Here is a 25,657-nt window from a genome sequence, read left to right on the forward strand (position 1 = left end):
ACAGCCACTTGACGACTTTCACCCACCTCGGCGTCCCGGAACTCGGCGGGAGCGTTTCGGCCGCCGCCTGCCTCATCGACTCGGAGCAGCGTTTGCACTCACCGTTATCAGCGAGAATAAGGGCTCCGCAGTAAACACAATTTTTCATGGTATATCCGAGGCTCGAGGACGTTTGTGCGACGACGAAATATCGCCGCACCAGAGGCTTAGTATTTATAGACGATGCCCAGCCTGCCGAGGATTTCCAACGCATTGACCAGGCCCAGGCCGTTCATGGGCAGGCAGGCAAATGCCTGGTATTCATCGAAGTGGGTGCCGATGGCCAGCAGCTTCAAATCGTGGGGTTCCAGCTGCGCGTTGAAGTACTGCAGCAATGCGCGCTCCCAATCGTCGGCGCGGTTCACGGCGTCAACGGTCTTGCTGTCCGGGGCAGGGATTTCGATGCTCAGTTGCTTTAACGGGGCGAGGGCATTGATGGCGTAGACGCCTGAGGACGACCACTCCTTCCATTCGAATTCAGCCAGCTGCCCGGCCTCGGAAAGCGCCGATTGCACTTGCGTCCAGGCCCAATCCCACTCGCCGGTAGGGGCCGGCATGTTGTCGATCAGCGCTTGCGCCTGCGCCTCGTCGAAAAGTCCATCGAACAGGTCGGCCAGCGTATCGGCCAGATCCACGGGTGGCCCGTTGCCTTGGGTGTCGAGGTCGAGGCTCAAACGCTGCCAGAGACTGCCAAGTTCGGCCCAATCGTCATCGTCCATGTCGTCATCGATCACTTGGGCCTTGTGGCCCCGGTGGTAATTGTCCAGCCGCGTCTTGCGCACCCGGACCGCGCCTTCGACGACATCCACTGCATAACTGCTGTGGTCCAGGTAGTTGGTCTGGAAAACGATGCGATCGGGAAACAGGTCATGGACCAGGCTTTCTTCCGCGTCGAAGTACGACGCACCCTCAAGGGTGCCGTGGGCGGCGGTGATGCGCTGAAGCGCCAGTGGATCGATGGGGTTGGTGGTCATCTACTTCACACTCTTGATGTGCATGTCGATGGAAGTGGAGTCGCTTTTGTCGGTACTGGCATGGAAAAAGAAGCCGTAGTCGACCAGATAGTAATAGTGATCGAAGGGGACGGGGCCGGGGCTCGGGCGCTGTTCCTGGCAGCTCATGGCCTTGGCCTGGCCGCTCAGCGCCGGGTTCAGTTGTTTGGCCGGCAATTCGCGGTCGATGCGACAGTCGACGACTTTCGGCTCCGTGCCCAACGTGCCGATGATGTTGCTGGTGAGACTGCCTTGCCGAGTGAAACCCAATTGACCGCCCACCGGCATGTGTTGCCAATCACCCCGAAAAGTCAGGCTGTCGATCACTGCGGTGTTCCGAGACGCCTTGGCCTGCTCCAGGCCTGACAACGTGAGCAGGCCACGCCAGCTGATCATGCGGCCGTCGAGATTTTCGCTTTTGTGTGTAATGCGCAGTTGGCGGGTGGCAGGGTCGCTCGACAGAAAATATTCGGTACGCTCCGGCCGGCTTTCCTTGGGGTAGTTGACAGTGCCGGCCAGTTCCACGTAGCTCAGCGTCTTGACCGGCGCGGGCATGTTCAGTTGTTCGATACTTTTCAGCACGTCCGGGTTGATGACCGGAAGGCCATCGGCCGCCAACGGTACGCTGCGGAACGTGAAGACCGGCGCGTTGAGCGGTTTTGTCCGGGACTGCTGGCTGGCACAAGCGGCCAGTGCGATGCAGGCGATGCCAAGGATAAGACGTTGCACAGGTGTCTCCGGGAAGTCCATTCGAGGGAGGCGTGACGGGGTGCTGATGCCTGTCACAGGCAGGGATCAACTTTCAGGGGAAACGGTCGTCTCTGGATCGGCTTCAGCCGCCTTGAGTCGGTCGGCTTTGCTGATGTATCGGTCCTTGCTCTTCGGCGCCAGCTTGGCACTGGCCTTTTTTGCATTGGCCTTGAGTAGCTGGTTGATCTTTTTACGGCGATTCATGTTTTCTACTCGGCTTGTCCGATTGGGAAGCGGCTGCGGTGACGTATCGTAAGTGCGAAAGGGGGCGGTGGCTAGGGTTCGGGTTCCCGCGTCGTCTTTTGTGAACGGCTGCGCCTATCCCTTGAGCACCAACGACATGTCCGGGTACCTGGCGCAGAGGAAATCGACGAAGGCGCGGACCTTCGGCGCCGCCAGGCGCCTGGATGTGTGCAGGACCCAGAGTTGCGGTTCGACGCCGGTCACGGTGCCCCACTGGACCAACTCACCGCGGGCCAGTTGGTCCCACGCGATCGATTGGGGAATGAGCGCAGCACCACCGCCGGCGATGGCGGCGTCGCGGATCATCAGGAATGAGGAAAACCGCAGGTTGGGGATGGGCTCCAGCACCAGTTCCCCTCCATCGAGCGTCCAGTGGGTGGGCTGGAAGCTCGGCATCACGATGGCGGGAACCGGGCGGATCGCGCCGGGTTCTGGCCTGGGTATGCCTGGGGCGGCCACGACCACCAGCCGGTCCTTGGCGAAGCAGCGCCCGACCAGGCTGCTGTCCGGGCTCGGATTGATCCGGATGGCGACGTCGAATTGATCCTCGACGAGGTCCACCAGCCGATCTTCCGCCACCACTTCGAGGGTGACTTGCGGGTAGGCCGCACAAAACTCGGCACCGATCCGACCCATCGCCAACTGCGAGAACAGCACCGGGGAGGCGATACGCAGGCGTCCTCGTGGCGTCGACCCTCCGTCACGCGCGGCCGTCAACGCCTCCGCCACCTCGGCCAGCGGCCCCTCGGCCCGGGCCAGCAGTGTTTCGCCGGCTTCAGTCAGCTTCAGGCCTCGCGCGCTGCGCTCGATCAGCCTCACACCCAATTGCTCTTCGAGCTCGGAGATGCGCCGCGACAAGGTCGCCTTGGACCGGCCGCTTGCTCTGCTTGCCTTTCCCAGTCCCTCGCTGCTGGCGACGAGTGTGAAATCGATCAGTGCATTGAGGTTCATCGCTGTTCCATATTTGAGACATGGCGTCTACATATTGTGGTCTTCGTTTTGCGGATGCAACGGCTTATCTTTTTTCCAACGCGGTTCGATTCATCCACTTGCATCCACTTCTGGAGATTCACATGAGCATTCTCGTCATCGGCGCCACCGGCACCATCGGTTCACTCGTCACGCAAGGCCTCGCCGACGCGGGCGCCGAGGTGAAAGCCCTGGTGCGCCAAACGGGTAAACGCGCCTTTGCGGCCGGTGTCACGGAAGTTGTCGCGGACCTGACCGATGTCCCGTCGCTGCGCGCTGCGCTGTCGTCGGTACGTACGCTGTTCCTGCTCAACGCCGTGACGCCCGATGAGGTCACCCAAGCCCTGATCACCCTGAACCTCGCCCAAGAGGCAGGCATCGAGCGCGTCGTCTACCTCTCGGTGATCCACGCCGACCGGTTCACCAACGTCCCGCATTTCACCGGCAAGCACACGGTTGAACGCATGATCGAAAGCCACGGCATCGCCGCGACGATCCTGCGCCCGGCCTACTTCATGCAAAACGAACGCATGGTCCAGCAAACGATTCAGGACTACTCGGTGTACCCGATGCCGATCGGCTCGGCGGGCGTCTCGATGGTCGATGCGCGCGATATCGCCGATGTCGCCGTGGCCGAGTTGCTGCGCCGTGACAGGGCTTCGGCACCGCTGGAGCGGATCACCCTGGATCTGGTCGGCCCGCAAGCGCTGACCGGGGCGTCGGTGGCGAAGATCTGGAGCGCCGCGCTGGGGCGCGAGATTGCCTACGGCGGTGACGATGTGGCGGCCTTCGAAGCGCAGATGGCTTCGTTCGGTCCCGCCTGGTTGGCTTATGACATGCGCCTGATGATGGCCGGCATCCAGCAGCTCGGCATGACCAGCGAAGGCGCCGTCGACCGGTTGCAGGCCATCCTCGGCCGTCCGCTGCGCAGCTATGAGGCGTTTGTTCGTGAGGCGGTTGCCGGAGAATAGGCAGCCGGAGCAAAGAGTCATTGCTGCATGTTGTGCAGCAATGATCTGCAATCCGCCTGTCTTTTTTGACACGGCGATCCGCATTGGCGAACTGGATGACAACCGGTTGATCCCCAAGAAACTGGGCGATCGCCGGCGCATCCTCTGCGTCTCACCGGCCTATCTCGAAAAACCTGGCACGCCCCGGACGCCGCAGGACCTGGCCAGCCATAACTGCCTGCGCTTCAGCGGCCTATGACCCTACGAATCAACGCACCCGATCGCGACTCTGTACCGACAGATCCAGGGCCTTTTGCATGTCCAGCCGCGCCGAGCGACCGACGTCCTTGTCGTTGAGCTGGTAGTTGCGCTCCGATGGCAGGATAGGCGCGGTGAGGTCTTCGCCATCCATTTGTTCGAAGTCGTGATTATCGCCGATGGTCATGGCGCTACGGCGCAGAAGCATGCGCAGTTGCTCGGGATGAAGCTGCGGATTGATCGACAGCATCGCCGCCAGCAGGCCGGTAACCATTGGCGTGGCGTAGGACGTGCCGCAATGTACCGCGCCGTCTTCGCCGGCATTGACCGTCGAGGCGTGGGTGCACGCGGCGGCGGTGATGTCGACGCGCATGTCGACATTCGAGGAGTCGCGCTTGACTGCGTAGGCCGGATCATCGACCGCAACCCCGGCGCGTTCGCTGCGCTGATGCCCGCCGACCACCAGTAATTGTTCGGTGATGAACGAGGAGGGCAGGCGGTATTCATCAGTGCCCGAGTATGACGAGCCGTTGCCGGCGGAATTCACCACCACCACGTCGGGATGTTCCTTGCGCAGCCACAGGAAAAACTCCTCCAGCAACTCCTCGTAGCCGCTCATGGCAATGCCCGAGCGCAGCAACGAATCGACCTCGTCACCCTTGACGTTTTTCGCGCCGACGCGATGAATGCCCCAGCTCCAGTTGAGCACCCGCACGCCGTCCTCGACGAGGTTCACCGAAGCGGCGATGTTGGCGGTGATCCCGGCGTCGGAATTGCGCTCGACAATCACCTCGAAGCCGCCGCTGGCCTTGTCCAGGCCCCTTAGGAACCCGCTGTTGCCGCCATCGTTCCAGCGCGCGGCGAGGATGCCGGCGACCGTCGTGCCGTGGTCGTCCGGCTTGTCCGCATCGCGGGCATAGACGCAGGTTCGCGGCATTGAGCAGGCGCCGAGGTAATCGGCGAAATCCGCCGTGTCGAAATCCACGTCGCGCTCGATCAGGCCGATGCGCACCGGTTGCGGTCGGATCGGCGCCTGCTGCCCAGGGATGCGCCGCTGGTAATAGTGCACCGCATCGAGGAAGCGATTCGCCGCCCATTCATCGGAGTCCTTGGCCGGCTTCTTCGGCTCTTCTGGCTGGGCGGGCGCTTGCTCGGTCTCTTCGGCGGCGGACTCCTCTATCACCACCGCATCGACACTGGTCTCGCCGCCCAGGCGCAGCACCAGCGCATCGCGCTCGACCAGGTCCTTGGCCGGCAGGCGCAGCTGATAAACGTTCAGCGGGGCGATGCTGCCGACCACTTTCGCCCCGTATTTGGCGGCGAGACGTTCAGCCTCCTGGCGACCGTCGTGACTTTCCTCGATGAGCACGCTCACCAGATCCACATACGTGGTCAGGCCGTCCATGTTCTTCGCCACTTCGTTCGGTCCAGCGGCCACCACGTGGCTGGTGCGTAACGTCAGCCAGGCGGCGTTGCTGGCCCGCGTACCATCCTCCAGCCAGAGCGGGCCGCTTTGGTAGTCGGCGTTGTTCAAGCGCAGGCGCAGGTTGTTTCCGTCACGCTGAACGCTGCCGGCGGGAATCATTTTCTCGCCCAGTTTCAGTTGCGGTGTTGCATCACCCAGCCCGCGCGCGGTCAGGCACCATTCCTGGCGCTGGTTATCCAGCAAGTCGCCGCAGCGTTTCAGGCCTTCCAGGCGTAGCGGTTCCTGCGCCACTGCAAGGGTGCTGGCAGACAGGGCGAACAGCGTTACGAGGGCGGCGGATCGTATGGGCATGGGGTGAGTTTTCTTGGTCGGGGATTGCTGTTCCGACCGTTGTGTCGCGAGCTTCGTTCAGCCCTGGGATTCGATCCGTGGCGGTCGTCATCGAAATGGAACAACCGGACCCGCGCGGCAATCGGATTCTTAAACGTCTGAGACTCGAAAAGAGGGATCCCATGTCTCGTCCACCCATGATCGGAATCATCGCCTGCTCAGGCAAAGTCGGCCCACACACCGTCCAGCTCAGCAATGACAAATATGCCCAGGCCGTGGCCACCGCCGCCGACGCGTTGCCGGTGATCCTGCCGGTGTTTCCGGCGCTGCTCGATCCGGCCCACATCATCGCCGGCCTTGACGGCCTGCTCTTCACCGGATCGCCGTCCAATATCGAACCCCATCACTACGACGGCCCCCCGAGCCCGCCGGGCACCGAGCACGACCCGGCCCGCGACAACCTGGCGCTGCCGCTCTGGCGCGCCGCCGTCGAAGCCGGCCTGCCGGTGCTCGGCATCTGCCGCGGCTTCCAGGAAATGAACGTCGCCTTTGGCGGCTCGCTCCATCAACAACTCGACGGCCCGGGCGCCGAACACGAACCGCCGAGCAATGAACCGGTCCAGGAACAGTACGCCCGCAACCACGCCTTGACGGTGCGGCCCGGTGGCGTACTGGCGCGGCTGGGCCTCAAGGACGTGATCGAGGTCAACTCAGTCCACGGCCAGGGCATCGCGCGGGTTGGGCAGGGCTTGCGCGTCGAGGCCGTGGCCGAGGATGGGTTGGTGGAGGGCCTTTCGGTGGAGGGCAGCCGGGCGTTTGCGTTGGGGGTGCAATGGCATCCGGAGTGGGAGGTTATGGATAACGTGGATTATCGGACGATTTTCCGGGCGTTCGGGGACGCATGTCGGGAGCGTGCGGAAAAAGACGCTTGACGCTTGGATCTGGTTTCTAGATGCTGTAGCGGTCAAGTATCTGGAAGGTAGGGTTGCTCTGAATTGGTACGGGTTGCCGTTCGGTCCTCTGGGTGCAGGCAAATCCACGTTCACCTGGTAACTGCAAGCCGGGTCGATCCGATGTCTTTCCCCTTAGCGCTGGAGCGTTTTGCAATGTCTGTAAATCCACCTACTGAACCGACCGCGAACGGATCGATGCTTGATCGCTGTATCCGCTTGTCACGCGCCTACACCTCAGCCGCGCGGCGGGTCGATGCCAAGCTTTCCGCCGTGCATGGCCTGAGCTTCAGCGACTTCATGATTCTTTACCACCTCAAGCATGCCCACAACTCCCGGCTTCGACGCGCTGACCTGGCCGATTGCATGGGCCTGACTGCGTCGGCGGTGACCAAGTCCCTGCTGTCGCTTGAAAAAATAGGCTTGGTTTCCCGACAAAGCGATCCTCGAGATGCGCGCGTGGGCTACGCCTGTCTGACCACGACTGGCGAACAGGTGGTTGCCGACGCGCAGGTTTCTGCGGAGTTCGCTTGCCAGGAGGTTTATGAGGCGATGGTTGGTGAGTGGAACAAGGCCGGTTGAGATTGCTGTTTAAGCGCCTGGCCTGGACCCAATTCTCTGGATCTGACCTTGTCGGATGCTGAACCCGATCAGGATATCGAAGAGTGCTTGCTGCCCGGCCGGCAGGACGGGGAGCAGGGTTGCGCGGCGCTTCTCGACATCGAACCAGGATTCAACCAGCCATCCCACCAGGTAAAGCGCGGCAAGGCATCCGCCTGCCGTGGCGACATTCCCGTGGCAGACCAGCGGCTGATCCACGGGCTCGATTCCCACGGCCAGCAGGCCTGATCGAGCCTCCGGGTGGGTGGTTGCCCGGCCGTCGGGCAGCAGCCCAAGCCGCTGGAGAATAAAGGCCCCGGCGCAGATCGAGCCGATTCGCTGGCGTCGGGCATCGAGTTCAAACGACGGTAGGAAGTCCGCAGCTGCAAGCGCGGCAGGTATGCCTTGTTTGCCACTGACGAACAATACCGCGTCCGCGCCATTGGCCTCGCACAGAGGACCGTGCACCGAAACCGCCAAGCCGTGCGCCGATGTCACGACAGGGCTGGAGGCCAGAATTCTTACGTGCCAGTCTTGCGTATTGCGGCCTAAGATGTCCCACATCAGGAACATGTCGATGTCGGTGAACTGGTCGAAAGCGATCAGGGCGATTTGCTTCAAGGCGAACTCCATGAAAATGCTGGCGTGCAAAACGCAACGGCCTTCTATGCAGGTGTTCGCAGCGTATCGATCGGTTTGGCACCCTACACAGTCTGTACGGTGCATTGAGAGGGAGCGAAGTAACCATGGAAAAACTGACTCGTCACCGTTGGATCGCGGCAGGCTTCGAGGCCCTCGACCAGGCAGGCCAGGCAGGCGTCTCGGCCGAAAGCCTGGCGCGTCGATTGAATGTGACCCGTGGCTCGTTCTATCACCATTTTCGCAATCGCGAAGACTTTGTCCGCGCTTTGCTGGCTGCCTGGGAAGAGGACTACACGGGGCGCATGCTTGCTTATGCGGGCCAGGGTCGGAGCGCGCGAGAGACGTTGCAGCGCTACCTGGAAATCGCCGCGCAGAAACAACCTGGGCGGGAAGTGTCCATCCGCGCCTGGTCGCTGCATGATCCGTTGGTTGCCGAGTTCCAGCAGCGTGTCGACGCAAGACGATTGGCCTTTGCGATACAGGCGTGTCGCCGCTTGGCCCCGGCGCCCGGCCAGGCGGAGGTCATCGGGCAGATGGCCCATCTGTGCCTGATCGGCGGGCAACAGGCCGGGATACGACGTGATGCGGCGCGCTTCAATGGTTTTGTGAGCCGGGCTTTTGCCTTGGTCGAGGGCGTTATTGCGCCGTGGAGAGGCTGAGTGGTGGGCTGAGTTTCTTTGAAAGTGAAAATCAGGCACGGCGATACGGAATTAGGCTTTAATGCCCCGCGCAACTCAACTGTTTGTCCGATCAAGGAAGACGACATTGAACAATGCTCTTGCGGCTCTGTTTCTGGCTTGCCTGGCCGCCTCCGTATTCGCTGACGAAAACCCTGTCGGCTTTCGCTCTTCGACAGTGTCGAATCCGCAGGATGACCGGCCGTTGGAAATGGTCGTCTGGTACCCCGGCGCAACTGCCGCAACCCCGCAATTGATCGCCGATAACGCGGTATTTGTCGGCGCATCTGCCGTTCGTGACGCGCCGCCGTCTGCCGGTAATCATCCCCTGGTGGTGCTTTCTCATGGATACAGGGGCAACTGGAGCAATCAGGTCTGGCTTGCCAGTGCCTTGGCCCGTAAGGGGTACATCGTCGCGGCCGTCAATCATCCTGGCACCACCACCCATGACCGCAGTCCGCAAGCAGCGGCGCAGTTATGGCAGCGGTCCGTTGATCTGCGCCGAACCATCGATGAGGTCACGACCCAACCGGAAAAATTTGGCCAGGTCGCCAATCATCGCGTCGCAGTCGTGGGCCATTCACTCGGCGGCTGGACCGCCCTGGAAATTGCCGGTGCCCGTTTTGACCCGGACCGCTTCGCCGACGATTGCAAAACCCATCCGCAGCTAGCCAGCTGCACCGTCTATGGACAGATGAATCCGGCGAGTAGTCCGGACTCGAAAGCCGCGCTGGCCGCCGACTGGCGCGACAAACGCGTCACGGCCGTGATCACTCTGGATCTGGGCCTGTCGCGAGGCCTGACCGATGAAAGCCTCTCCGCGCTGCCGGTGCCCGCCCTGATGATTGCTGCCGGCGTGCCCTCGCGCGAACTTCCCGCCGAGTTGGAGTCCGCCGACCTCGCCAGGCGCCTGCCGCCGGTGTCCAGCCGTTATGTGGAATTCAGCGACGCCAGCCATTTCAGTTTCATGTCGATTTGCAAACCTGGCGCGCAGGCAATGCTCGAAGAAGAAGTGCCAGGCGATGGCATCATTTGCCGGGACGGCGAAAACGGGCGTGATCGCGGGGTGATTCAACAGGAGGTCGTATCGTTGATAGCGGATTTCCTGGCGGGAGCGCCTGCGTCCAGTGGAGGCGGGTTGTAAGTTGCCTTGATCCGCCGCCGCCAATTTTATCAAGGTCATCCGATGGAAATATCGCCTCGCTTTGTCGTTCATGAATCAGAGCATTGGCTCATCAATCACCGCGTGGACAGTGCACTGCCCGGCTACCTGATGCTCAGCGCGAAACAGATGACGAATGCCTTGGCATCGCTGTCGGCTGAAGCGCTGGCGGAGTTGGGTGTATTGCAAGCGCGAATCCAGCACGCCATCGAAACCTGCCTGCAACCAAGACGACTGTACATCGGCCGTTTTGGTCATGACGCTGGTTACTCCATCCACTTCCATTTCATTCCGGTTTATCACTGGGTCGAAGCGCTGTTCTGGAACGACGACAGGTACCGGCTGCTGCAGACTTTCGGCTCGATCGACAGCAGTTTGCCTCAGACCGATGGTGCGGAATTGACGCTCTTTGTCTGGCGGGAATTTTGCGAGCGTCCTGATCCTCCGCCGATACAGGGGCCATCTGTTGAGCAGGTCGTGGCGGTGTTACGGCGGGAATTCGGTTTTCTGCTTGTTGATGAATAGCGCGGACCGTTAACCCTGCTCGCGACGGCGGTGGTCAGCAGTGTAGGACCGCTTTCGCGAGCAGGCTCGCTCCCACAGGTTTTTCTGGTGCTCAGAAATAATCAATCCACCTCAGCCCCCGTGGCGAGGGAGCTTGCTCCCGCTGGGTCGCGTAGCGGCCCCAAGCTTTTTGCTGCCGCTACGCAACCGAGTGGAATCAACCGCCCTCAACGATCGGACTTCATCCGCCCCTCGATCGCCACGCGCAAACAACCCCAGGCGATGACGCCAATGATCAGCAGCTCGGCGACGCCGATAAGCATGTGAAAGGAAAAGGTCATCGGCTCCTCGGCCCAGTAGAAGGTCGTCGGGCGACTGATGCCAATGCGCAGCCGTCCGGTAAACAGCGAAGGCACCCAGGTGATGATGCGGGTCAGCTCATAGACAGTCAGGAACGCGCCAAACAGGGCGAGCAGGGCGCGGACGGGAGTGCCCAGTTGCTCGGTCGTCTCAGCCGCAGGTGTCGGCGCCTTTGCTTTGCGCTGCCTGGCGATCTTCGCCGGGGTTGGAGCAGGCCGGTAGGCTGCCTTCGCAACGGCCGTCGAACCGATCATGACCTCGCTGGGCACTGGCACTTGCAGGTAGTCGGCCAGCTCACGCAGCCACAGGTCAGTGCGTTTGCTTCCAGGCACTACCGGAACGTTGTCGCTCGTCAGGCGGTGTTCGGTGCCATCGCGCAGCACCAGCCATAGCTGGGTGCGGGCTGGCTCGGCCTCCGGGTGGCGGCGAAGTTCGAGGTATTTGATGGCGTCGATCCTGAACACCGATCGCACCCGCTCACGGCGTCCAAAAAAGTTTCGGGTGCGACGCTTGCCTTCAGCGTCGACGCGCGACAGCAGCAGGGTTTCGCGGGTGCCGGTGTAGACCAGCAGCGCCAGGCCCAGGGCAGGAATCAACAGCAGCCCGAGCACCATCAGCAGCAAGGTCAGTGGGTCCAGGCCCACCAGCGACGAGTCTGCAGTGGCAATCGCCAGCACGGCTCCCACGGGAAAGATCAAGGCCAGCGCACTGGTAAACAACACGAATACGCTCTGCACCCGGTTGAGCGAGTGGATGTGCAAGTCACCCTGCGCGGTGCGCTCGAACCGATATCCAATCAAATGCACATCTCCTGAAAGCCGCCAGCCCAAAGCAGCGGTGGATTTGAACGAGGTGGAACAACCGCCGAGTGGAGCCAATCGGCTGAATGATTTGTCGACAGCAACCTGACCGATTATTGGGCATCAGCCTCTGGCGCAACATCGGTATCCGGTGGAGCTCCATAAGGTTCGCCAATCTCCACCCGGTCTGCCTTCACCCAACCGGTATAGTCCTCGCCATCCTTGGCGATGTAGTTCACTTCCAGCCAGGACTCGTCTTCAAGGCTGGCGTAAACGGTGAGGGAGTCGCCGGGTATCACGAAAATCTTCTTGTTGGCGCAGGCCCCGTCCGGCGCTTCGTGAAAATGCAGGCGCCCGGTGCCAATGACCTTGCCTTGCACTGACGGATGAAATTCAGGGACCGTTCCCGAGAGCTTTTCCGCCAGGGCAGAACAGTCGACAGCGGCCTGGCCAAGGCTGCTGAAAAGGCACAGGCACAACAAGCTTGAACGCAGATGCATCTAGGCAAAGTCCGTTTGGGTTGGATGCGTAGGATAGTGAACTCGCAAACTGTTGGGAAAGACTCATAAGCAGCTTTGTGCGGTTCCGCTAATTATTTCGGCCCCGGCCCTCTGGCGTCTGAGGAAAACGGAGTAGCCAATTCAAGACGCGTCCTACATCGCCGCGCTTACCCCTTGCGTTAGCGTCCGTCCTGGATTTTCAGGATGAGATTCGCGACTCGTGACCACACGCCCCAAAGACCTGCCCAAAATTCGCAATCCACCTTCTGGAGAAGGGCACCGCATCTCCTATAGAGACATGACCTCCAGCGAGGTGGCGGAGTACGAAGCACTCCAGCGTGGCCACAAAGCCATGCTTGCCCGACAGGCTGCTTACGAAAAACAACGTTGGGCCAAGGTTGAAAGGACGCCTCTCGTCATCACCGGGTCGGTGTTCGCCAAAAGCTGCGCGCTGCCCAACGGAATCATTGACTACAACAACCCCAACGGCTTTGTTCCGCCGGACCTGATCAAGCAGTACGGCGATCTGATGTGGCTTGGCGCCAGGAGCCCCGACGCGTCGGGAACCCTTCCCCTGAAGCAGATCGGCTCAAGCGCGATACCCGCCGCAATGGGCAGACTCGCGCTGGGCGGGTCCGCAGTATCAAGCGCCGGAGCTGTTGGCGGCACGGTCGGTGCGGCGCTGTTGACCGGCATCGTCGCCTTGCTCTGGCCCTCCAGCCTCGGCGACAGCGCACTCTACAGCGAAGACCAACTGCGCAATCTCAAACAGGCCCGCAGCCGCATGCGCCTGAGCATCGAGCAGCAGGCCGATGGCAGCCTCAAGGGCTATGGCTTCTACACCGGCCAGAACCGCGCCTGGGAAATGGTCGATGTCATCCAGCTCACGCCGCGTGCCGACCAATACGTCGCCGACCTTGGCGACGGCATCGAACTGATCTGGACCCCGGCCATCGACCCGTCCGACACCCTCGGCATTCCCGCCTTGGAAGCCGCCCCTCAGACGCCACACATCTGGATTTATCCGCCGACGCCCGTGGCGGACAGCATTCTCGTCAACCCGATCTATCCGCCGGAGTACAAGGATTTCATTCTGGTGTTTCCGGTGGATTCGGGGGTTCGGCCGGTTTATGTGGTTTTAAGCACCGCACATCATGACTACGTCACAAAACCGGACCTCCTTCCGGCATTCCCAAGTGCAAAATGGGCCCCACCTAAGACGCGTATGAAAGGCGGAGGGTTGCGTCCGCGATGGAGGGACAAAGACAAGTTTATTTATGAATGGGATTTCCAACACGGCGCAGTGGAGAAATATAATAAGCGGGGGAAACACTTGGGCGAGTTTGATCATGTTACGGGCGCCCAAAAGAAACCAGCCAACCCAGAAAGGTGGATTGAACCATGAAGCATAAGATAATGGGTGTGATTGACGGGGATGATTTTGCTTCTTATGAAGTAGTGCTCTGTATTGAAAGCGAAGATTTAGCGAAAATAATGAACTGGGTAAGAAAGGAGCAGTATGTATACGATTACGCATTGACTGCGCTTCAACTCCAGGAATTGGAAGAGGCTTGCTCGATAAAGTTGCCAAAAAACTTAACGTTTTTTCTTACCGCTAGCAGCTAATGGCCCGAGACAGATGCGCTGAAAGCGATAGCCGAGCGAGTTCGCTACCAGGATGAAATTTGTTTGGAGGTCAAATGGGACTCAAACTGAGACTCGAGTGGTATGGCAAACAAATCGAATCTTTCGAGGGGGAGGAGTACTCAGGCGACCTCGGTGATGACGGTGCTGTCATCGACGCTTTGGGCATTCCTTTCGAGAATAATATAAATAACGGTGGATTCAATGTTCCCTTGGAATGGGTAGAAATTCTTCGGCCCTATTTTCAACATTCAATTGATTGGGATCGTTATGACTATCAAGTAGCCTTCGATTATCGAGACAGCTGGTAATCATCCTTGCGCTAGAAGGTAGCTTCCAAATATGGCGATGGTCCAATGGGTTTAAAGTTAAGGATGGATTGGTATCATCCGAAAACCGAGCTGGGTGAAGGTAAAGAGTATTCGGAAGACTTACGGGAGGATATGTCACCGATCGCCGCACTGGGTCTGGAGAACGAACCAAACATCTATGACGGTGGCTTTGATGTGTTGGAAGAATGGATTCCGATTCTTCAACCCTTCTTCAGTCACCTGATCGTCCCCGAAGAGTTTGATTACCAAATCTCATTTCGTTATCGAATCGCTTGGTAGCATAACCAATTAGCCTCGTTCTGGAACAGGCGGAAACCTGTTCCAGGACTAGACGGGTTTCTTTAGAAACTTTACTTGCGAAATACCATATGCGTCCCCTCCAAACTCGCCGAGTTGGCAATAGTCGAATGATAACGGCTGCCAAAATTGTTGGCATTCACCTGCAGACCCAGGTCTGGTTGCCCCGGTACCCGGCCATTAAATCAGTAATGGCGCAACACCAGCTTCGGCAAAGCGAATTCAATTCGGTTGATTGACTAGCGATTAAATCGCTCCACCAACGAGTACTGGGTCATGGCTGTTTGCGTCAGTTCCTTGCTCAACTCCGCGGAGTGCCTGGCCTGTTCGGAGGTCTGGTCTGCCAGGTTCGCGATAGTGGTGATATTGCGGCTGATTTCGTCGGCCACCGCAGTTTGCTCTTCTGTCGCAGCGGCAATCTGGGTCGTCATGTCGGTGATGTGTGCCACGGCTTCGCTGATACCGATCAGTGCTTTGTCTGCCTCAAGCACCCAGGCGACGCCTTCCTCAGCTTGTCGGTGGCCGCTTTCCATGGTTTTCACGGCGTTGTTGGAGGAGACCTGCAACTTGGAAATCAGGCTATGGATCTGAGTGGTGGACTCAGTCGTGCGCTGCGCCAGTTGGCGCACCTCATCGGCAACCACCGCGAACCCTCTGCCCATGTCTCCGGCGCGCGCGGCTTCGATGGCGGCGTTCAACGCCAGCAGGTTGGTCTGGTCGGCAATGCCTTTGATGACATCGACCACCGTCCCGATTTCGTTGCTGTCCTTGGCCAGCTGCGCAACCGTCAGCCCTGTTTCGCCCACGACCTCGGAGAGACGCTGAATCGCCTGGCGAGTGTCTCGGGCTACGTCGCGTCCACGCCCGGTCAGCACGTTGGCTTCCTGGGTAGCGTCAGCCGTGCGCTGGACATGACTGGCGACCTCTTGGGTGGTCGCCGACATCTGATTCACCGCCGCCGACACTTGCTCAGTCTCGACGCGTTGCCGTTCAAGCCCGCGTGAACTGTCGGCGGCCAGGCCGTCGGACCTGCCGGCCAAACCGGTCAGTTGCTCGGCGGTGTCCTGCAGGCGAGTGAGGCACGTTTTGAGCCGGGATGCCTGGCTCTCGAAAGCTGTTTCGAGGCGAGCCTGCAGGCCGCGCTCGTCGCTGTACATTTTCGCCAGCAACGCATCCGAGGTGGATGCCTCGGCCATTTCCAACAGACGCAGCGTGCCTTTGTTCTGCTGGCGCGAGATGATCAACCCGACCGGAATCGATATTCCGACAGCCAGCAGCATCGCCATGGCGGTATTGAGGAAGGCGCCGCCCACTGTGCCCAATAAACCCATCAACAGAACCGGTACCCAACTGAGCAGGAAGAGGTACCACCGATCAAGACCCGGGACAGCTGCCTTGCCGAGCCTGATGCGTTTGTAGAGCGCTTCGGCGCGGCGGATCTGGCTGACCGTCGGCTTGACTCGGACCGATTCGTAACCGACGACCTGGCTCCCTTCGTAAACAGGCGTGACGTAGGCATTGACCCAATAATGGTCGCCGTTTTTCGAGCGGTTCTTGACGATCCCCATCCACGGCTTGCCTTGCTTGAGCGCTGCCCACATATGCGCAAACACGGCGGGCGGCACATCCGGATGACGAACGATATTCTGTGGTGCGCCGATCAGGTCCACCTTGTCGAATCCGCTGATCTCGACGAAGGCGTCATTGCAATACGTGATGACGCCTCGCGTATCCGTGGTGGAAATCAGCTTCTGCTGAGATGCGAGTGAAATCTCACGTTGCGTGACCGGTTGATTGTTTCTCATTTCTGAACTGCTCCCTGGGATCTGCAAGTCCATCGACTGCCGTTCAGAAAAGTTGATGAAATGCCTATGAAATACTCTGGTAACAATCAGCTGTGGTCATTCTTTCCGCGGATTGGATAATCAGCCTGGCCCGCGGACCGCACCCCATCAAGAAGCTGCGAAGCTGGCTATGTGGAGCGATTTCTAAAGTTGGATCCAGCACCGTCGATAACCTGTACGAACCCGCCCATCATGGACAGATGAAAAATGGTACTCACCGTCAGTTCCGCTTACATCCCGCCGGCCAATACCAACCTCACGCGCTCCGAACAAGTGCTCGTGACCCAGGCGCCGACAGACGCTGCAAAACTAGCGCTGTCCAACGCCAGCCCAGCGGCCATCTTCCATCCCAGCGAAGAAGCCCAGGCAACGATGCCGATGCCTATGGCGATCGAGACCTGGATCGGGCGCTCGCAATCACCGGACTTTCCTCGATACGTAGAGATCCTCAAAGGGGCAACCAGTACGCTGAAGTCCTCGTTCGAGGATTTCCAATCCACCCTCTCGACGACCCACCCGGACTTGGCCGGCAAGAAATACGGCTTCACTGTCGAAGCCGACGGCAGCCTGAAAGTGCTCAATACCGCCGGCAAGCTCAGCAGCTCCGATATCCAACGGCTGACCGATCTGCTCAACGACTCCAAGGACCTGAAAGCCGCCGCCGTCGCAGTCCGCGACGCCTCCATCGACCTGGTCGACGCCGACTCGCCATGGTCCGGCAGCTACCTGGGCCTCTACAGCCTGACCAAGGAAAACTTCGCCAAAACAATCGATCTGGCCCCGCTGCTGAAAGACCGTGGGTCGGTGTCCATACAGGAATATTCCGACGGGTTGTTTTTCAATCAGTTGGCGTACAAGGGCGAGCGGGCGACGCGGGAGACGGAACAGGCGATGTTCGAGAGGCGGGCGGCGGAGCGGTTTTCGGTGCGGGTTTGAGTGTTAATGGCATTGACGAAAAAGGGACAGATTTATACAAATTCTGAGGCTGCTCAGGCAGTTCAGATCAGAGCTGCCCGGTACGCTCATAGCAGGGCTTAACACTGTCGCTCTGGAGATCTATAAGGGCGTGCCGCGAACGTTTGGGCCGGAACAGTAAAAGCCGTCTATCGTTGACCTTCGTGTAACACATCTTCGGGTGGCAATCGTTTTGCTCTGGAGGCAAATGACATGGAAAGTAGAGTGCTCGTGGGTGGTAACTACGACGTTATCTTGGTTGTGACATTTAAAAAGAACCACACCGACAGCGAGATGATTGCCAGCGATTTGTCCATGAGAGAGAAATATCAGGGGAACGGCAAAGCAAAATTTTTTTTATGCGAAGTAAACGATATTGACGTAAATGATGCGCTTACTCTTGCGTATTTGATGTACAGCGTTATTGGAGAAGGCGTAGAAGGTCGGCGTCTGGGTATATACGTCGGTACACACTGTGATGTGGCGTCGTTAAATCCGGAAGTTCCGGCCAAAACGATGGGTAACGCGATTGGCTATTTGGCTACACGTTACAAATTCATCATTTCTAAAGTCTGTGTTGATGCGTGTTATTCAGCCGGCGCTGAAACTTCAATGCCGCACGAGGATTCTTTGGCCAAGCAGGTCGGTAGGGCTATCGCGGAAATTGTCTCGGTGGACGAGGCTGATGAAGAGACAGAGCTTACCCTGCAAACTCGAAAAGCCCGGGTAATTGGCTGCCGAATTGCCGGATATTGCGTGATCATCAAACGTTACACGCCGAATCACGAATATTTTTCGAATCATCCGAAGAACTATCCTGAAAATATAACGGCGCAGGCTGTGTACGGAAAGGGAACAGCAAAGGTTTTTAGGCCAAAAGTGGTGGCAGGTAAATATGATATAAAAGCAAAAAATAAAAAGATAGAGTTATTCAAGGAGGAGGAAGAGGAGATAGCCAATCTTGACCAAGGGTCGCCGCTTTACAAGTTTATCAAGAGCTTGAATGCTTATTTCGCCCTGAAAAAAGCCTGGAAGATTGACGAAAACCTTGCGATTGTTTCCATCCCTTTACATCAATACACGGACAGCCCGCTGTTTAGTCGGTTCGCCTATGACCCGCAGGGACAAATAGTGAAGTTTCGGCGCGGCGATGTGCTGACCAAATAAGCTGCGAGCAGGTGGTGTGAACGACAACAGACTTCATCATGCACGGTAGGGGGGAGTTGATGGGGCCGTCGGTCGCGGCCTTAGCGTTACGAATCTTTTTTCTATATGACTGCGTTCCACGTTTCCACCGTAATCGCCCAGAAACGGATGTTCCTGCAAAATTGGAGCGAAAAAGGGACAGATTTATTTGCCAAATAAACCTGTCCCTTTCCATTTAGAACTCCAGAGAAGCCCCATCTTCCGGAATGTCCACACGCCCCTCAATCCCTTGCTTCTTGACGTAAGCGCGCAGTTCTTCACGGGTCAGGGACATATGGTTGATCGCGTCCATGTGCACCGCGACAATCTGTGCGTTTTTCGCGGCTTTTGAGGCGAGAAGCACATCTTCCTCACCCATGATGATCGAGCCGTCGAATCCCGCCATTTTTGCCTTCCCGGCGTTGAGCACGATAACTTCCGGGCGGTACTGGCTGATGGCTTGGTCGACCTCTTTACGCCAGATCGTGTCACCCGCAAGGTAGAGCGTCTTGTAACCCGGTGCTTGGAAAACCACGCCCATGGCTTCGCCTAGCGGTTTTGCGAGCGCTGGCACGGCATACATTTCGTCAGTGCCATGCTGGCCGCCGGTCTTGGTGATCTTCACGCCGCCGAATTCGGCTTCATCCGTCAGCACGCGTACGTTCTTGAAACCCTGGGAACGAATCAGTTGAGCATCTTCTTCATGTTGGGCGAACAGCGGAATGTCTTTAGGCAGCGCTTTCTGCGCGGCATCGTCCCAGTGATCCAGGTGCGTATGGGTGACGATGACGGCATCGACTCCGGCGATAACTTTCTCCGGTGATTCCGTCAGATCAACCAAGGGGTTGCGCAGGTTGCTTCGATAGGTGTTTTCAAAACCCGGATAAGCGCCTTTTTTTGCCAGCATCGGATCAACCAGGAAAGTGGTGTCACCGTAGGTGATTTTCACCGTGGCGTTACGAACCTGCTGCAAATCCAACTTGTGAGAGGCGTCCGGCGCTTTGGGAGCATTCGAACTGGCGAACGCGGGGGCAGCGGCTACGGCACAAGCCATGCTGACGGCAAGCGGTAAAGTTGTGAGTTTCATAAGAATTGATCCTGTTGTTTACATCGAGGCATCCATTCTTGCCGAATGTCTCGCGAGCCAACAGTGGCCCGGATGACATATTTCGCTATAATCGGGCCAACTGCTCGCCGTGGTTCGGCTTGGGCCCCACAGGGCGAATCGAGGCCTCCTCATGCTCCCCATACGCGTTGCTGTTCTAGCTTTCGAAGGCGTCAGCCTTTTCCATCTTTCCGTGCCGGGAATGGTATTGGGAACCGCGCAACCTGCGCCCGATGGGCCTCGGTACGAAATCAATTATTGCGCAGAAGTGCCCGGAGTGATCAGTACCGACCAGGACGTTGGCCTGTCGGTAAGCCTCGGCCTGGAGCTGATGGAAACCTGCGACGTCATCATCATCCCCGCTTGGGGCGATCAATCCCTTGTTGCATCGCCCCAACTCGTAGAAGCGCTGCAGCGCGCCAATACGCAAGGCAAGCTCATCGTGGGATTGTGTTTGGGAGCGTTCGTCCTCGGCGATGCCGGGCTGCTCGATGGAAAGGAAGCAACCACCCACTGGGCCGCCCGTGACCAGTTTGCGCAACGTTTTCCCAAGGTTCGATTCAAGCCCGAAGTGCTCTATGTCAGCGCCGATAACATCGTGACGTCCGCCGGAACGGTAGCGGCAATTGATTGTTGCTTGCACCTGATACGCGAGCGACTCGGCGCAGACGTGGCGAATCGCACCGCAAAAATGCTCGTGACGCCACCCCACAGGCCAGGAGGCCAAGCGCAGTATGTTGAACGCCCGGTGCCGCAATTATCTGGCGAGACCCACCTGTCCGACGTCCTGACGTGGGCCCGAATGAACCTGTCCAGCGACCTGTCCCTCGACGTTCTGGCAGACATGGCAAAAATGAGCAGAAGAACTTTTACCCGCCGGTTCAAGGAAGCCACCGGCACAACCGTATCCAAATGGTTGACCGCTGAACGGGTGGCTAGAGCGCAGGCGTTGCTGGAAACGACTGAGTTGTCTATTGAGTGTATTGCGGGGGAGGTGGGGTTTGGGACGTCGCTGTCGTTGAGGCAGCATTTTGGCGCGCATCTAGGGACGTCGCCTTCTGATTATCGGAAGATGTTCTGTCTTGGGGTGGGGCGGAAGATTTGAGGGAATTGGGAAGGCGCCACTCATACCGGAAGCCCTCGCGCTGAAGGAGTCAGTCTTCGATCAATCCCGCAGAGCCTGGCCAGTCGAATTTCCAAACGCTCGCCAGAAAAATTCTTGTATCCCGGTTAGACCGCAGACAGACCACGCGGCAAGTTGGGGGGGCAGTCGCCACGAGTTGGTTCATCTTCGCCCAGGCTAATTTTCTCGTCCGCCACATGAACTTAAAAAACTCTGGCAGATTCGCCAGCAATTCGGGGCAGTTGTCCGGCAAGTCCGGCCGGCGCTGACCTCGGTGGAGCAGCGTTCTGAGGAGTACACGCCAAAATCGGAGCGTCGCAGATCGATCAATCCATATCAAAAGATCAGCGCGAGCCATCCGATGGTCTCACGTGGCTGAATGGCCACCTTCGAAAATCCAGCGATCAAGGGACTCGACCTCAACGACAGAGATGCGTCTTCTCGTCCCAGCTTCGTTCGACCCACCCTGGCTGCCAGTGAATAGTGTCGATATGAACGACCGGTAAGCCCGTGCGTTGGCCCAGGTTACGCGCCAAAGTACTTTTCCCAGATCCAGGTTGACCAACAATCATCACCCGTTGCATCGAAGCGACCTCTTGCAGTGCATGCTGTTTTTTGGGGCGGCGATTCTACGTTAATGCTCATTTCCGTCAACAACAACGGGCCAGCGTGACTGGCTGCTATCGGCCAAAAGCAGACGTAATGGCGTTTGTGTAGTATCTGCCACTCTTCCCACCTGTATGAGATACCCGATGTCTGGCCGCTACTCCCCGTCCCCAGCAAGGGCTGTACAAGACCTTCAAAACGCACGCTCGCTTTTGGGAAAGCGCCTGAGCGAGCTGCTGCACTACCAGTATTATTTCAACGACGAGAAAGAACTGGGAGACATAGGTTCTCTAGAGTGGCATTTTGGCGAGCGAGAAGTTTTATCAATGTATCTCTTGAGTGACGGCGAGAGAGTAGGCGCGGACTTGTTGCCGTCCGATACGCCGACGGCTTTCGAGATAGAGCCGAACGCGACCTGCTCTTGGAAAAGGCAAAACCTGCTCGCAGGTTTATCAGCAACGCACCTTGGGAACACAAAAATTTGCGCAGTCGAGGGAATTCTTGACTCTTTCAGCGGACACGGGCCTTGGCTGGCCGGATTCAGAGTTACGTTCGAGACTGGTGACTTCTTGATTTACCTTAACCAGGGCGACGATGCCGTCGTGTTGATTAATGCGCTACCACCAGTAAATGTGGGCCTCGAAACGCGCTTCGTTACCTCAATTTGATGAAAGCTTTGGGTCGAAAGGCGTCTTTCGGTACCGACATTGGGACCTCGCTACGCCGCGCGCGGACCGGGTAGCAGCGTGGAGATGGGAATTGCCTGAGTCGTTGCGCGTTTGGCGGGTCATCGCCATTCTGGAAGCGACCATTTTAGGGGAGATTGAAGTGGACATTGACCGTCTGTTAAAAAAACGGCAACTGAACGTGCAAGAGCAAAATGCTCTTGTGGCCCACAGGCTCATGCTAACCGCCAAAGCTTGGTTGGCCAGAGGTATTCCCCTCGCCTTAAAAAACTATGGCGAGTCAAAAGGCATTAGATGGTCAGAAACCGTCGTACTCGACCTTGAAGTCGACTTTCCCGGAATGCCAAGCCTTTATGGTCTTTTGCTCACTCACGCAGAGCGGTTCATAGAGTTTGAAATTGAAACCGATAGCACTCATAGGTACGTGGAATCGGTGATTCAATGGGAGGATGTTTCTGCTAATCAAGACTACTCGCCCCGCAAGCGTGGCACTGGAAAGGGCTTCGCAGCAATTGCTCTCCAGATGAGACGCGAAATTCTATGCGGCTTGTAGGTGTGAATAACAGAAGCTGAGATCCCATTGTAGTCACGATGGCTACCTTAGGGGACACCCTTGCTTGGGTCAAAACCAAACTCGGGGGGCGCTATTGTGAGCTGTATTTAATAGTGTGCGTCGCAACCAAATTGTCTTGGAGCGAGGTTGTCATCCACTCCGAGATAGCTTTGCTGGCTGGTCAAGCTGGTGCGGCGATTAAGGTTGCTTTTAAGCGAACGTGATTTCATTTCTGCAGTATCACATTGGGTCGAAAGCAGCCTTTTATGGCTGGCAGCTTTTGGCCCGTTAGCGACGGCCTGACTTCGACCGTCGCTATGCATGATCAAACCTCAAAAAGGGGACTGATTTATTTCTCAGAAAATAAATCAGTCCCCTTTTCTGACCGCTGAACGAGTGGCTAGAGCGCAGGCCTTGCTGGAAACGACTGAGTTGCCTATTGAATGCATCGCGGGGGAGGTGGGGTTTGGGACGTCGCTGTCGTTGAGGCAGCATTTTGGGGCGCATCTGGGGACGTCGCCTTCTGATTATCGGAAGATGTTTTGTCTTGGGGTGGGGCGGAAGGGTTGATGGTATTGGAGGGCGCGTCCGGGGGCGGCGCGGGAGACAGAGTTGGTCTTTGGGGGACACCACCCATTTCTGGTGGGCAGCAATCGGCCAAGATCGGACGTTTGGAAAGTGGGATTATGACGAACAGCAATAAGCCGGAATACTGCACGATCTGCAGACGCTTATTCGACAACCCAGCAGATCCGCTATCAGGCAATTGCGGCGGAGATTGCTGGGGATGCATAGGCGCTATCGAGGCGAAAATGGGATGCGCAGAGTCGCTCGCCTACGTACGCAAAGAATACGAGGCAGGACTTCGGCCTGGCTGGATTGATCCGTTCAAGCCCTGACTTGGAGCTGCGTTACGGCCGCTTTGGGTCGATAGCGGTCGTTCGCGACCGGCAGCTATCGACCCAGAGCAGTCATTTGGCGAAACCTTAGACCGACGCCAGAAGCGGTCATCTGGATCGGGTTGAAGCGGGGCCGAGAATTACGCTCTCAGCCCCATAAATGCCGGTCAGACAGTTACTACGATTTTGCCGATTTGTTGATTGGCTTCAAGGAAACGGTGGGCATTCTGGATGTCGTTAAGCGCGAATGTCTTGGCGATGATCGGGCGCAACGCACCAGACTCCAGCCCTTGTAGAATAAAAGCCTTCGCTCTTTCCAAGGCTTCAAGGTCGGCCACAATTTCTGCGTAGAGATAGCCCTTCAAGGTCAAGCTTTTGCCCAGCACGGTGAACAGTGGAAATGGCGTCGGCTCAGAGCTAAGTGCACCGTATTCCAGCAGGATTCCGCCTCGCGCCATGCTCTGCGTGAGGGGTTCAAAGGACGGCCCGCCTACAGGATCGAACACAACACGGGCGCCTTGACCAACAGTTATCGCCATAACACGCTCGACGATGTCCTCTTCATCACTGACGATGACGTGCGCAGCGCCAGCATCAATTAGGGCCTGCCTCTTCGCGCTGGTTCGAGTGATCGCAATCGATGTGGCTCCGACCATACGAGCAAGTTGGAAGGCAGCCAGGCCAACACTGCTTGATGCAGCGGTGACGATGATAAAGTCGTCCTGCCGCAGCTTCGCTTGTTCGATCAATGCGCCCCAAGCGGTGACGTACTGCATCCAAGACGCAGCAGCCTCTTCAAAGGATAAGTTCTCAGGACTCTTTACCACCAGGTGAGCCGGTACATTGGCCAGCTCGCCGTAAGTGCCCCATCGAGCGATATCCAAAGGCGGGATTACAGCGACCTTATCACCAATCTTGATTTCCGTTACGTCGCTACCAACTGAAACCACGATGCCTGCGGCCTCGTAGCCTAAGCGGCTGGGGAACTCGGCGTCCTGTAGATAGGCGTGATTGCGAAACATCACTTCGGCCCGGTTCAAGCCAATAGCTTTAACGCCAATCTGCACCTCGTTCGGTGCCGGTGCCGGAACTTCCATATCTTCCAGCTTCAGAACGCTGGCATCACCGTATTCGTGGATTCTGACAATGCGTGCCATGTTGGATACCTCGTTTATTAATGGGTCTCGATGTAAATCCGGAATGTACTCCGGCCACTCAACGGTGACGAGAATTTAGACATTGGTAAGGAAGGGATAAAGGCCTACGATGGCTCATTACTAGAAACATGGTGTTTATAATGGATCGCCTAACGCAGATGGCTACGTTCGTCAAAACGGTTGAGCTGGGTTCATTCAGCGCCGCTGCGGACGATCTGAACTTGTCCCCTCAGTTAGTAGGGAAACAGGTGAAAATGCTCGAACAACATCTCGGTGTCTCCCTACTGCTACGGACTACGCGCAGGCAAAGCCTTACTGACTTCGGCAGGACGTTCTACCAGCGCGCGAAACTAATCCTTGCAGACATGCAGTCTGCCGAAAGCCTGGCTGCCCTTACTCGTGGCACACCAATCGGTCGCCTTCGTATCAACGCACCGGTCACGTTCGGAATTCGCGCGCTTTCGCCACGCCTGCTGGAATACATGGTTCGATATCCACAGGTGTCTATCGACCTAACTCTATCGAACGAGCTGGTCGATATCGTCGATCATGGTTACGACGTGGTCTTTCGCATCGGCGAGCTGGTGAGCAGTGGGTTGAAGGCGATGCCGCTAGAGCCCTATCAAATGGTTTTGTGCGCTGCACCGTCCTACCTTGCACGTCGCCCTCCCATCACGAATCCATGGGATCTACAGCAACAGGAGTGTCTGGGTTTTACCTATTCTGACGGTCGTTCGCACTGGAGCTTCGATAGCCAAGAGGGGAGTATCGATGTTCCAATTACAAGCAAATTGACGATTAATCAGGGTGATCCTCTGCTCGCAGCAGCTTTAGCGGGTCTGGGTGTAGTTCTACAGCCGATAGAGCTGGTTAGCGATGCGTTGCGTGATGGGACGTTGGTGCGTCTGCTCCCGCAGTACCCAGTGCCGACCACCTCAATGCATTTGCTTTACGCCCCTGACCGAAGAATGACCCCAAAGCTGCGCAGTTTCTTGGAATTCGCACGTGAGGCGTTTGGGCAACGGGGGCCTCTCTAACTACAGGAGAATCAATGTCCGCTCCTGGCCGATTGCTGCCGTTCAGTACTCTTCAAAATGCGCCACGGCGCCAAACGCAAAAC

The 25,657-nt window shown here is 57.9% G+C and carries 28 protein-coding genes and 3 pseudogenes; 18 read left to right on the forward strand and 13 right to left on the reverse strand.

The window, feature by feature from the left end; all coding sequences use genetic code 11:
• Positions 1-206: 206 nt before the first annotated feature.
• The 4 genes from J3P97_RS10280 to J3P97_RS10295 form a co-directional block, all read right to left on the reverse strand.
• Complete coding sequence (locus J3P97_RS10280; protein ID WP_434674059.1) at positions 207-1,013, reverse strand: DUF6630 family protein; 807 nt, start codon at positions 1,011-1,013, stop codon at positions 207-209.
• Positions 1,014-1,760, reverse strand: a complete 747-nt coding sequence (locus tag J3P97_RS10285) for a hypothetical protein (protein WP_434603848.1) — start codon at positions 1,758-1,760, stop codon at positions 1,014-1,016.
• 66 nt (positions 1,761-1,826) lie between these two features.
• Positions 1,827-1,985 (reverse strand): DUF2986 domain-containing protein, encoded by a 159-nt coding sequence (locus tag J3P97_RS10290; protein ID WP_434674060.1) that lies wholly within the window; start codon positions 1,983-1,985, stop codon positions 1,827-1,829.
• 114 nt (positions 1,986-2,099) lie between these two features.
• Entirely contained in the window at positions 2,100-2,975 is an 876-nt protein-coding gene (locus J3P97_RS10295; protein ID WP_434674061.1) for a LysR family transcriptional regulator, read from the reverse strand.
• Positions 2,976-3,097: 122 nt separating this feature from the next.
• Between J3P97_RS10295 and J3P97_RS10300 the strand changes: the two genes are divergently transcribed.
• Both J3P97_RS10300 and J3P97_RS10305 read left to right on the forward strand, forming a co-directional pair.
• Entirely contained in the window at positions 3,098-3,964 is an 867-nt protein-coding gene (locus tag J3P97_RS10300; protein WP_434674062.1) for an NmrA family NAD(P)-binding protein, read from the forward strand.
• Positions 3,965-4,004: 40 nt separating this feature from the next.
• The gene (locus J3P97_RS10305) at positions 4,005-4,202 is read left to right on the forward strand and encodes a LysR substrate-binding domain-containing protein (RefSeq protein WP_434674063.1); all 198 of its coding nucleotides are present in this window, start codon (positions 4,005-4,007) and stop codon (positions 4,200-4,202) included.
• A gap of 9 nt (positions 4,203-4,211) precedes the next feature.
• Here the strand turns inward: J3P97_RS10305 and J3P97_RS10310 are convergent, their stop codons facing one another.
• Entirely contained in the window at positions 4,212-5,978 is a 1,767-nt protein-coding gene (locus J3P97_RS10310) for a S8/S53 family peptidase (protein WP_434674064.1), read from the reverse strand.
• A gap of 161 nt (positions 5,979-6,139) precedes the next feature.
• Here J3P97_RS10310 and J3P97_RS10315 point away from each other — a divergent pair, with 161 nt between their 5' ends.
• Both J3P97_RS10315 and J3P97_RS10320 read left to right on the forward strand, forming a co-directional pair.
• Positions 6,140-6,889, forward strand: coding sequence for a gamma-glutamyl-gamma-aminobutyrate hydrolase family protein (locus J3P97_RS10315; protein ID WP_434674065.1), 750 nt, complete (start codon positions 6,140-6,142; stop codon positions 6,887-6,889).
• A 216-nt stretch (positions 6,890-7,105) separates the two neighbouring features.
• On the forward strand, positions 7,106-7,489 hold the full coding sequence (locus J3P97_RS10320; RefSeq protein ID WP_434674066.1) for a MarR family winged helix-turn-helix transcriptional regulator: 384 nt from the start codon (positions 7,106-7,108) through the stop codon (positions 7,487-7,489).
• A gap of 9 nt (positions 7,490-7,498) precedes the next feature.
• Here the strand turns inward: J3P97_RS10320 and J3P97_RS10325 are convergent, their stop codons facing one another.
• The gene (locus J3P97_RS10325) at positions 7,499-8,128 is read right to left on the reverse strand and encodes a DJ-1/PfpI family protein (protein WP_434674067.1); all 630 of its coding nucleotides are present in this window, start codon (positions 8,126-8,128) and stop codon (positions 7,499-7,501) included.
• Positions 8,129-8,253: 125 nt separating this feature from the next.
• Between J3P97_RS10325 and J3P97_RS10330 the strand changes: the two genes are divergently transcribed.
• The 3 genes from J3P97_RS10330 (at position 8,254) to J3P97_RS10340 (ending at position 10,513) form a co-directional block, all read left to right on the forward strand.
• Positions 8,254-8,808: a TetR/AcrR family transcriptional regulator gene (locus tag J3P97_RS10330; protein ID WP_434674068.1), complete on the forward strand. Its 555-nt coding sequence runs from the start codon at positions 8,254-8,256 to the stop codon at positions 8,806-8,808.
• A 61-nt stretch (positions 8,809-8,869) separates the two neighbouring features.
• On the forward strand, positions 8,870-9,970 hold the full coding sequence (locus J3P97_RS10335) for an alpha/beta hydrolase family protein (protein WP_434674069.1): 1,101 nt from the start codon (positions 8,870-8,872) through the stop codon (positions 9,968-9,970).
• A gap of 42 nt (positions 9,971-10,012) precedes the next feature.
• Positions 10,013-10,513, forward strand: a complete 501-nt coding sequence (locus J3P97_RS10340) for an HIT family protein (RefSeq protein ID WP_434674070.1) — start codon at positions 10,013-10,015, stop codon at positions 10,511-10,513.
• A 206-nt stretch (positions 10,514-10,719) separates the two neighbouring features.
• Here the strand turns inward: J3P97_RS10340 and J3P97_RS10345 are convergent, their stop codons facing one another.
• Both J3P97_RS10345 and J3P97_RS10350 read right to left on the reverse strand, forming a co-directional pair.
• Positions 10,720-11,652: a hypothetical protein gene (locus J3P97_RS10345; RefSeq protein WP_434674071.1), complete on the reverse strand. Its 933-nt coding sequence runs from the start codon at positions 11,650-11,652 to the stop codon at positions 10,720-10,722.
• 113 nt (positions 11,653-11,765) lie between these two features.
• Entirely contained in the window at positions 11,766-12,152 is a 387-nt protein-coding gene (locus tag J3P97_RS10350; protein ID WP_434674072.1) for a hypothetical protein, read from the reverse strand.
• 220 nt (positions 12,153-12,372) lie between these two features.
• On the opposite strand from J3P97_RS10350, the gene J3P97_RS10355 reads away from it, so the two are divergent.
• The 4 genes from J3P97_RS10355 to J3P97_RS10370 all read left to right on the forward strand — a co-directional run bounded on the left by J3P97_RS10355 (position 12,373) and on the right by J3P97_RS10370 (position 14,407).
• Entirely contained in the window at positions 12,373-13,557 is a 1,185-nt protein-coding gene (locus tag J3P97_RS10355; RefSeq protein WP_434674073.1) for an S-type pyocin domain-containing protein, read from the forward strand.
• The gene (locus J3P97_RS10360; protein WP_434568939.1) at positions 13,554-13,778 is read left to right on the forward strand and encodes a DUF7683 domain-containing protein; all 225 of its coding nucleotides are present in this window, start codon (positions 13,554-13,556) and stop codon (positions 13,776-13,778) included. The genes J3P97_RS10355 and J3P97_RS10360 overlap by 4 nt, the downstream gene beginning before the upstream one ends.
• Before the next feature lie 74 nt (positions 13,779-13,852).
• Complete coding sequence (locus J3P97_RS10365; protein WP_434674074.1) at positions 13,853-14,107, forward strand: colicin E3-like toxin immunity protein; 255 nt, start codon at positions 13,853-13,855, stop codon at positions 14,105-14,107.
• A 45-nt stretch (positions 14,108-14,152) separates the two neighbouring features.
• A complete protein-coding gene (locus J3P97_RS10370) occupies positions 14,153-14,407 on the forward strand; it encodes a colicin E3-like toxin immunity protein (RefSeq protein ID WP_434674075.1) in 255 nt (84 codons plus the stop codon).
• A 257-nt stretch (positions 14,408-14,664) separates the two neighbouring features.
• On the opposite strand, the gene J3P97_RS10375 is transcribed toward J3P97_RS10370, so the two are convergent.
• Entirely contained in the window at positions 14,665-15,756 is a 1,092-nt protein-coding gene (locus tag J3P97_RS10375) for a methyl-accepting chemotaxis protein (protein WP_434674533.1), read from the reverse strand.
• A 195-nt stretch (positions 15,757-15,951) separates the two neighbouring features.
• Positions 15,952-16,263: pseudogene (locus tag J3P97_RS10380) on the reverse strand (PAS domain-containing protein); the annotation flags it as partial.
• Between the two features lie 213 nt (positions 16,264-16,476).
• Between J3P97_RS10380 and J3P97_RS10385 the strand changes: the two are divergent.
• Both J3P97_RS10385 and J3P97_RS10390 read left to right on the forward strand, forming a co-directional pair.
• Entirely contained in the window at positions 16,477-17,205 is a 729-nt protein-coding gene (locus J3P97_RS10385; RefSeq protein WP_434603885.1) for a hypothetical protein, read from the forward strand.
• A gap of 231 nt (positions 17,206-17,436) precedes the next feature.
• Entirely contained in the window at positions 17,437-18,390 is a 954-nt protein-coding gene (locus J3P97_RS10390; protein ID WP_434674076.1) for a hypothetical protein, read from the forward strand.
• Between the two features lie 214 nt (positions 18,391-18,604).
• Here the strand turns inward: J3P97_RS10390 and J3P97_RS10395 are convergent, their stop codons facing one another.
• Positions 18,605-19,495 carry an MBL fold metallo-hydrolase gene (locus J3P97_RS10395; protein WP_434674077.1) on the reverse strand — a complete coding sequence of 297 codons (891 nt, stop codon included), beginning with the start codon at positions 19,493-19,495 and terminating at the stop codon, positions 18,605-18,607.
• Positions 19,496-19,646: 151 nt separating this feature from the next.
• On the opposite strand from J3P97_RS10395, the gene J3P97_RS10400 reads away from it, so the two are divergent.
• Positions 19,647-20,618 (forward strand): GlxA family transcriptional regulator, encoded by a 972-nt coding sequence (locus tag J3P97_RS10400; protein ID WP_434674078.1) that lies wholly within the window; start codon positions 19,647-19,649, stop codon positions 20,616-20,618.
• Positions 20,619-20,678: 60 nt separating this feature from the next.
• On the opposite strand, the pseudogene J3P97_RS10405 reads toward J3P97_RS10400, so the two are convergent.
• A pseudogene (locus tag J3P97_RS10405) lies at positions 20,679-21,220 on the reverse strand (AAA family ATPase).
• Positions 21,221-21,388: 168 nt separating this feature from the next.
• On the opposite strand from J3P97_RS10405, the gene J3P97_RS10410 reads away from it, so the two are divergent.
• The 3 genes and pseudogenes from J3P97_RS10410 to J3P97_RS10420 form a co-directional block, all read left to right on the forward strand.
• Positions 21,389-21,910: a hypothetical protein gene (locus tag J3P97_RS10410; protein ID WP_434674079.1), complete on the forward strand. Its 522-nt coding sequence runs from the start codon at positions 21,389-21,391 to the stop codon at positions 21,908-21,910.
• A 91-nt stretch (positions 21,911-22,001) separates the two neighbouring features.
• Positions 22,002-22,481, forward strand: a complete 480-nt coding sequence (locus J3P97_RS10415; RefSeq protein ID WP_434674080.1) for a hypothetical protein — start codon at positions 22,002-22,004, stop codon at positions 22,479-22,481.
• 372 nt (positions 22,482-22,853) lie between these two features.
• Positions 22,854-23,051 (forward strand): annotated as a pseudogene (locus tag J3P97_RS10420) (helix-turn-helix domain-containing protein); the annotation flags it as partial.
• A 496-nt stretch (positions 23,052-23,547) separates the two neighbouring features.
• Here the strand turns inward: J3P97_RS10420 and J3P97_RS10425 are convergent.
• Positions 23,548-24,537: a zinc-dependent alcohol dehydrogenase family protein gene (locus J3P97_RS10425; protein ID WP_434674081.1), complete on the reverse strand. Its 990-nt coding sequence runs from the start codon at positions 24,535-24,537 to the stop codon at positions 23,548-23,550.
• 140 nt (positions 24,538-24,677) lie between these two features.
• On the opposite strand from J3P97_RS10425, the gene J3P97_RS10430 reads away from it, so the two are divergent.
• Positions 24,678-25,574, forward strand: a complete 897-nt coding sequence (locus J3P97_RS10430) for a LysR family transcriptional regulator (RefSeq protein ID WP_434674082.1) — start codon at positions 24,678-24,680, stop codon at positions 25,572-25,574.
• The last annotated feature ends 83 nt before the right edge of the window (positions 25,575-25,657 follow it).

The sequence above is a fragment of the Pseudomonas sp. R1-15 genome (genome assembly GCF_051132085.1).
Lineage (GTDB): Bacteria > Pseudomonadota > Gammaproteobacteria > Pseudomonadales > Pseudomonadaceae > Aquipseudomonas.

Excerpts from the sequence above, each read along its gene's own strand:
- J3P97_RS10390 (WP_434674076.1), top strand. The coding sequence starts at position 17,437 with ATGGAAAGTAGAGTGCTCGTGGGTGGTAACTACGACGTTATCTTGGTT.
- J3P97_RS10300 (WP_434674062.1), top strand. The coding sequence starts at position 3,098 with ATGAGCATTCTCGTCATCGGCGCCACCGGCACCATCGGTTCACTCGTC.
- J3P97_RS10280 (WP_434674059.1), bottom strand. The coding sequence starts at position 1,013 with ATGACCACCAACCCCATCGATCCACTGGCGCTTCAGCGCATCACCGCC.
- J3P97_RS10320 (WP_434674066.1), top strand. The coding sequence starts at position 7,106 with ATGCTTGATCGCTGTATCCGCTTGTCACGCGCCTACACCTCAGCCGCG.
- J3P97_RS10360 (WP_434568939.1), top strand. The coding sequence starts at position 13,554 with ATGAAGCATAAGATAATGGGTGTGATTGACGGGGATGATTTTGCTTCT.
- J3P97_RS10375 (WP_434674533.1), bottom strand. The coding sequence starts at position 15,756 with ATGGGTTTATTGGGCACAGTGGGCGGCGCCTTCCTCAATACCGCCATG.
- J3P97_RS10430 (WP_434674082.1), top strand. The coding sequence starts at position 24,678 with ATGGATCGCCTAACGCAGATGGCTACGTTCGTCAAAACGGTTGAGCTG.
- J3P97_RS10400 (WP_434674078.1), top strand. The coding sequence starts at position 19,647 with ATGCTCCCCATACGCGTTGCTGTTCTAGCTTTCGAAGGCGTCAGCCTT.
- J3P97_RS10290 (WP_434674060.1), bottom strand. The coding sequence starts at position 1,985 with ATGAATCGCCGTAAAAAGATCAACCAGCTACTCAAGGCCAATGCAAAA.
- J3P97_RS10330 (WP_434674068.1), top strand. The coding sequence starts at position 8,254 with ATGGAAAAACTGACTCGTCACCGTTGGATCGCGGCAGGCTTCGAGGCC.
- J3P97_RS10425 (WP_434674081.1), bottom strand. The coding sequence starts at position 24,537 with ATGGCACGCATTGTCAGAATCCACGAATACGGTGATGCCAGCGTTCTG.
- J3P97_RS10310 (WP_434674064.1), bottom strand. The coding sequence starts at position 5,978 with ATGCCCATACGATCCGCCGCCCTCGTAACGCTGTTCGCCCTGTCTGCC.
- J3P97_RS10340 (WP_434674070.1), top strand. The coding sequence starts at position 10,013 with ATGGAAATATCGCCTCGCTTTGTCGTTCATGAATCAGAGCATTGGCTC.
- J3P97_RS10395 (WP_434674077.1), bottom strand. The coding sequence starts at position 19,495 with ATGAAACTCACAACTTTACCGCTTGCCGTCAGCATGGCTTGTGCCGTA.
- J3P97_RS10305 (WP_434674063.1), top strand. The coding sequence starts at position 4,005 with ATGATCTGCAATCCGCCTGTCTTTTTTGACACGGCGATCCGCATTGGC.
- J3P97_RS10295 (WP_434674061.1), bottom strand. The coding sequence starts at position 2,975 with ATGAACCTCAATGCACTGATCGATTTCACACTCGTCGCCAGCAGCGAG.
- J3P97_RS10315 (WP_434674065.1), top strand. The coding sequence starts at position 6,140 with ATGTCTCGTCCACCCATGATCGGAATCATCGCCTGCTCAGGCAAAGTC.
- J3P97_RS10365 (WP_434674074.1), top strand. The coding sequence starts at position 13,853 with ATGGGACTCAAACTGAGACTCGAGTGGTATGGCAAACAAATCGAATCT.
- J3P97_RS10385 (WP_434603885.1), top strand. The coding sequence starts at position 16,477 with ATGGTACTCACCGTCAGTTCCGCTTACATCCCGCCGGCCAATACCAAC.
- J3P97_RS10350 (WP_434674072.1), bottom strand. The coding sequence starts at position 12,152 with ATGCATCTGCGTTCAAGCTTGTTGTGCCTGTGCCTTTTCAGCAGCCTT.
- J3P97_RS10335 (WP_434674069.1), top strand. The coding sequence starts at position 8,870 with ATGCCCCGCGCAACTCAACTGTTTGTCCGATCAAGGAAGACGACATTG.
- J3P97_RS10410 (WP_434674079.1), top strand. The coding sequence starts at position 21,389 with ATGTCTGGCCGCTACTCCCCGTCCCCAGCAAGGGCTGTACAAGACCTT.
- J3P97_RS10370 (WP_434674075.1), top strand. The coding sequence starts at position 14,153 with ATGGGTTTAAAGTTAAGGATGGATTGGTATCATCCGAAAACCGAGCTG.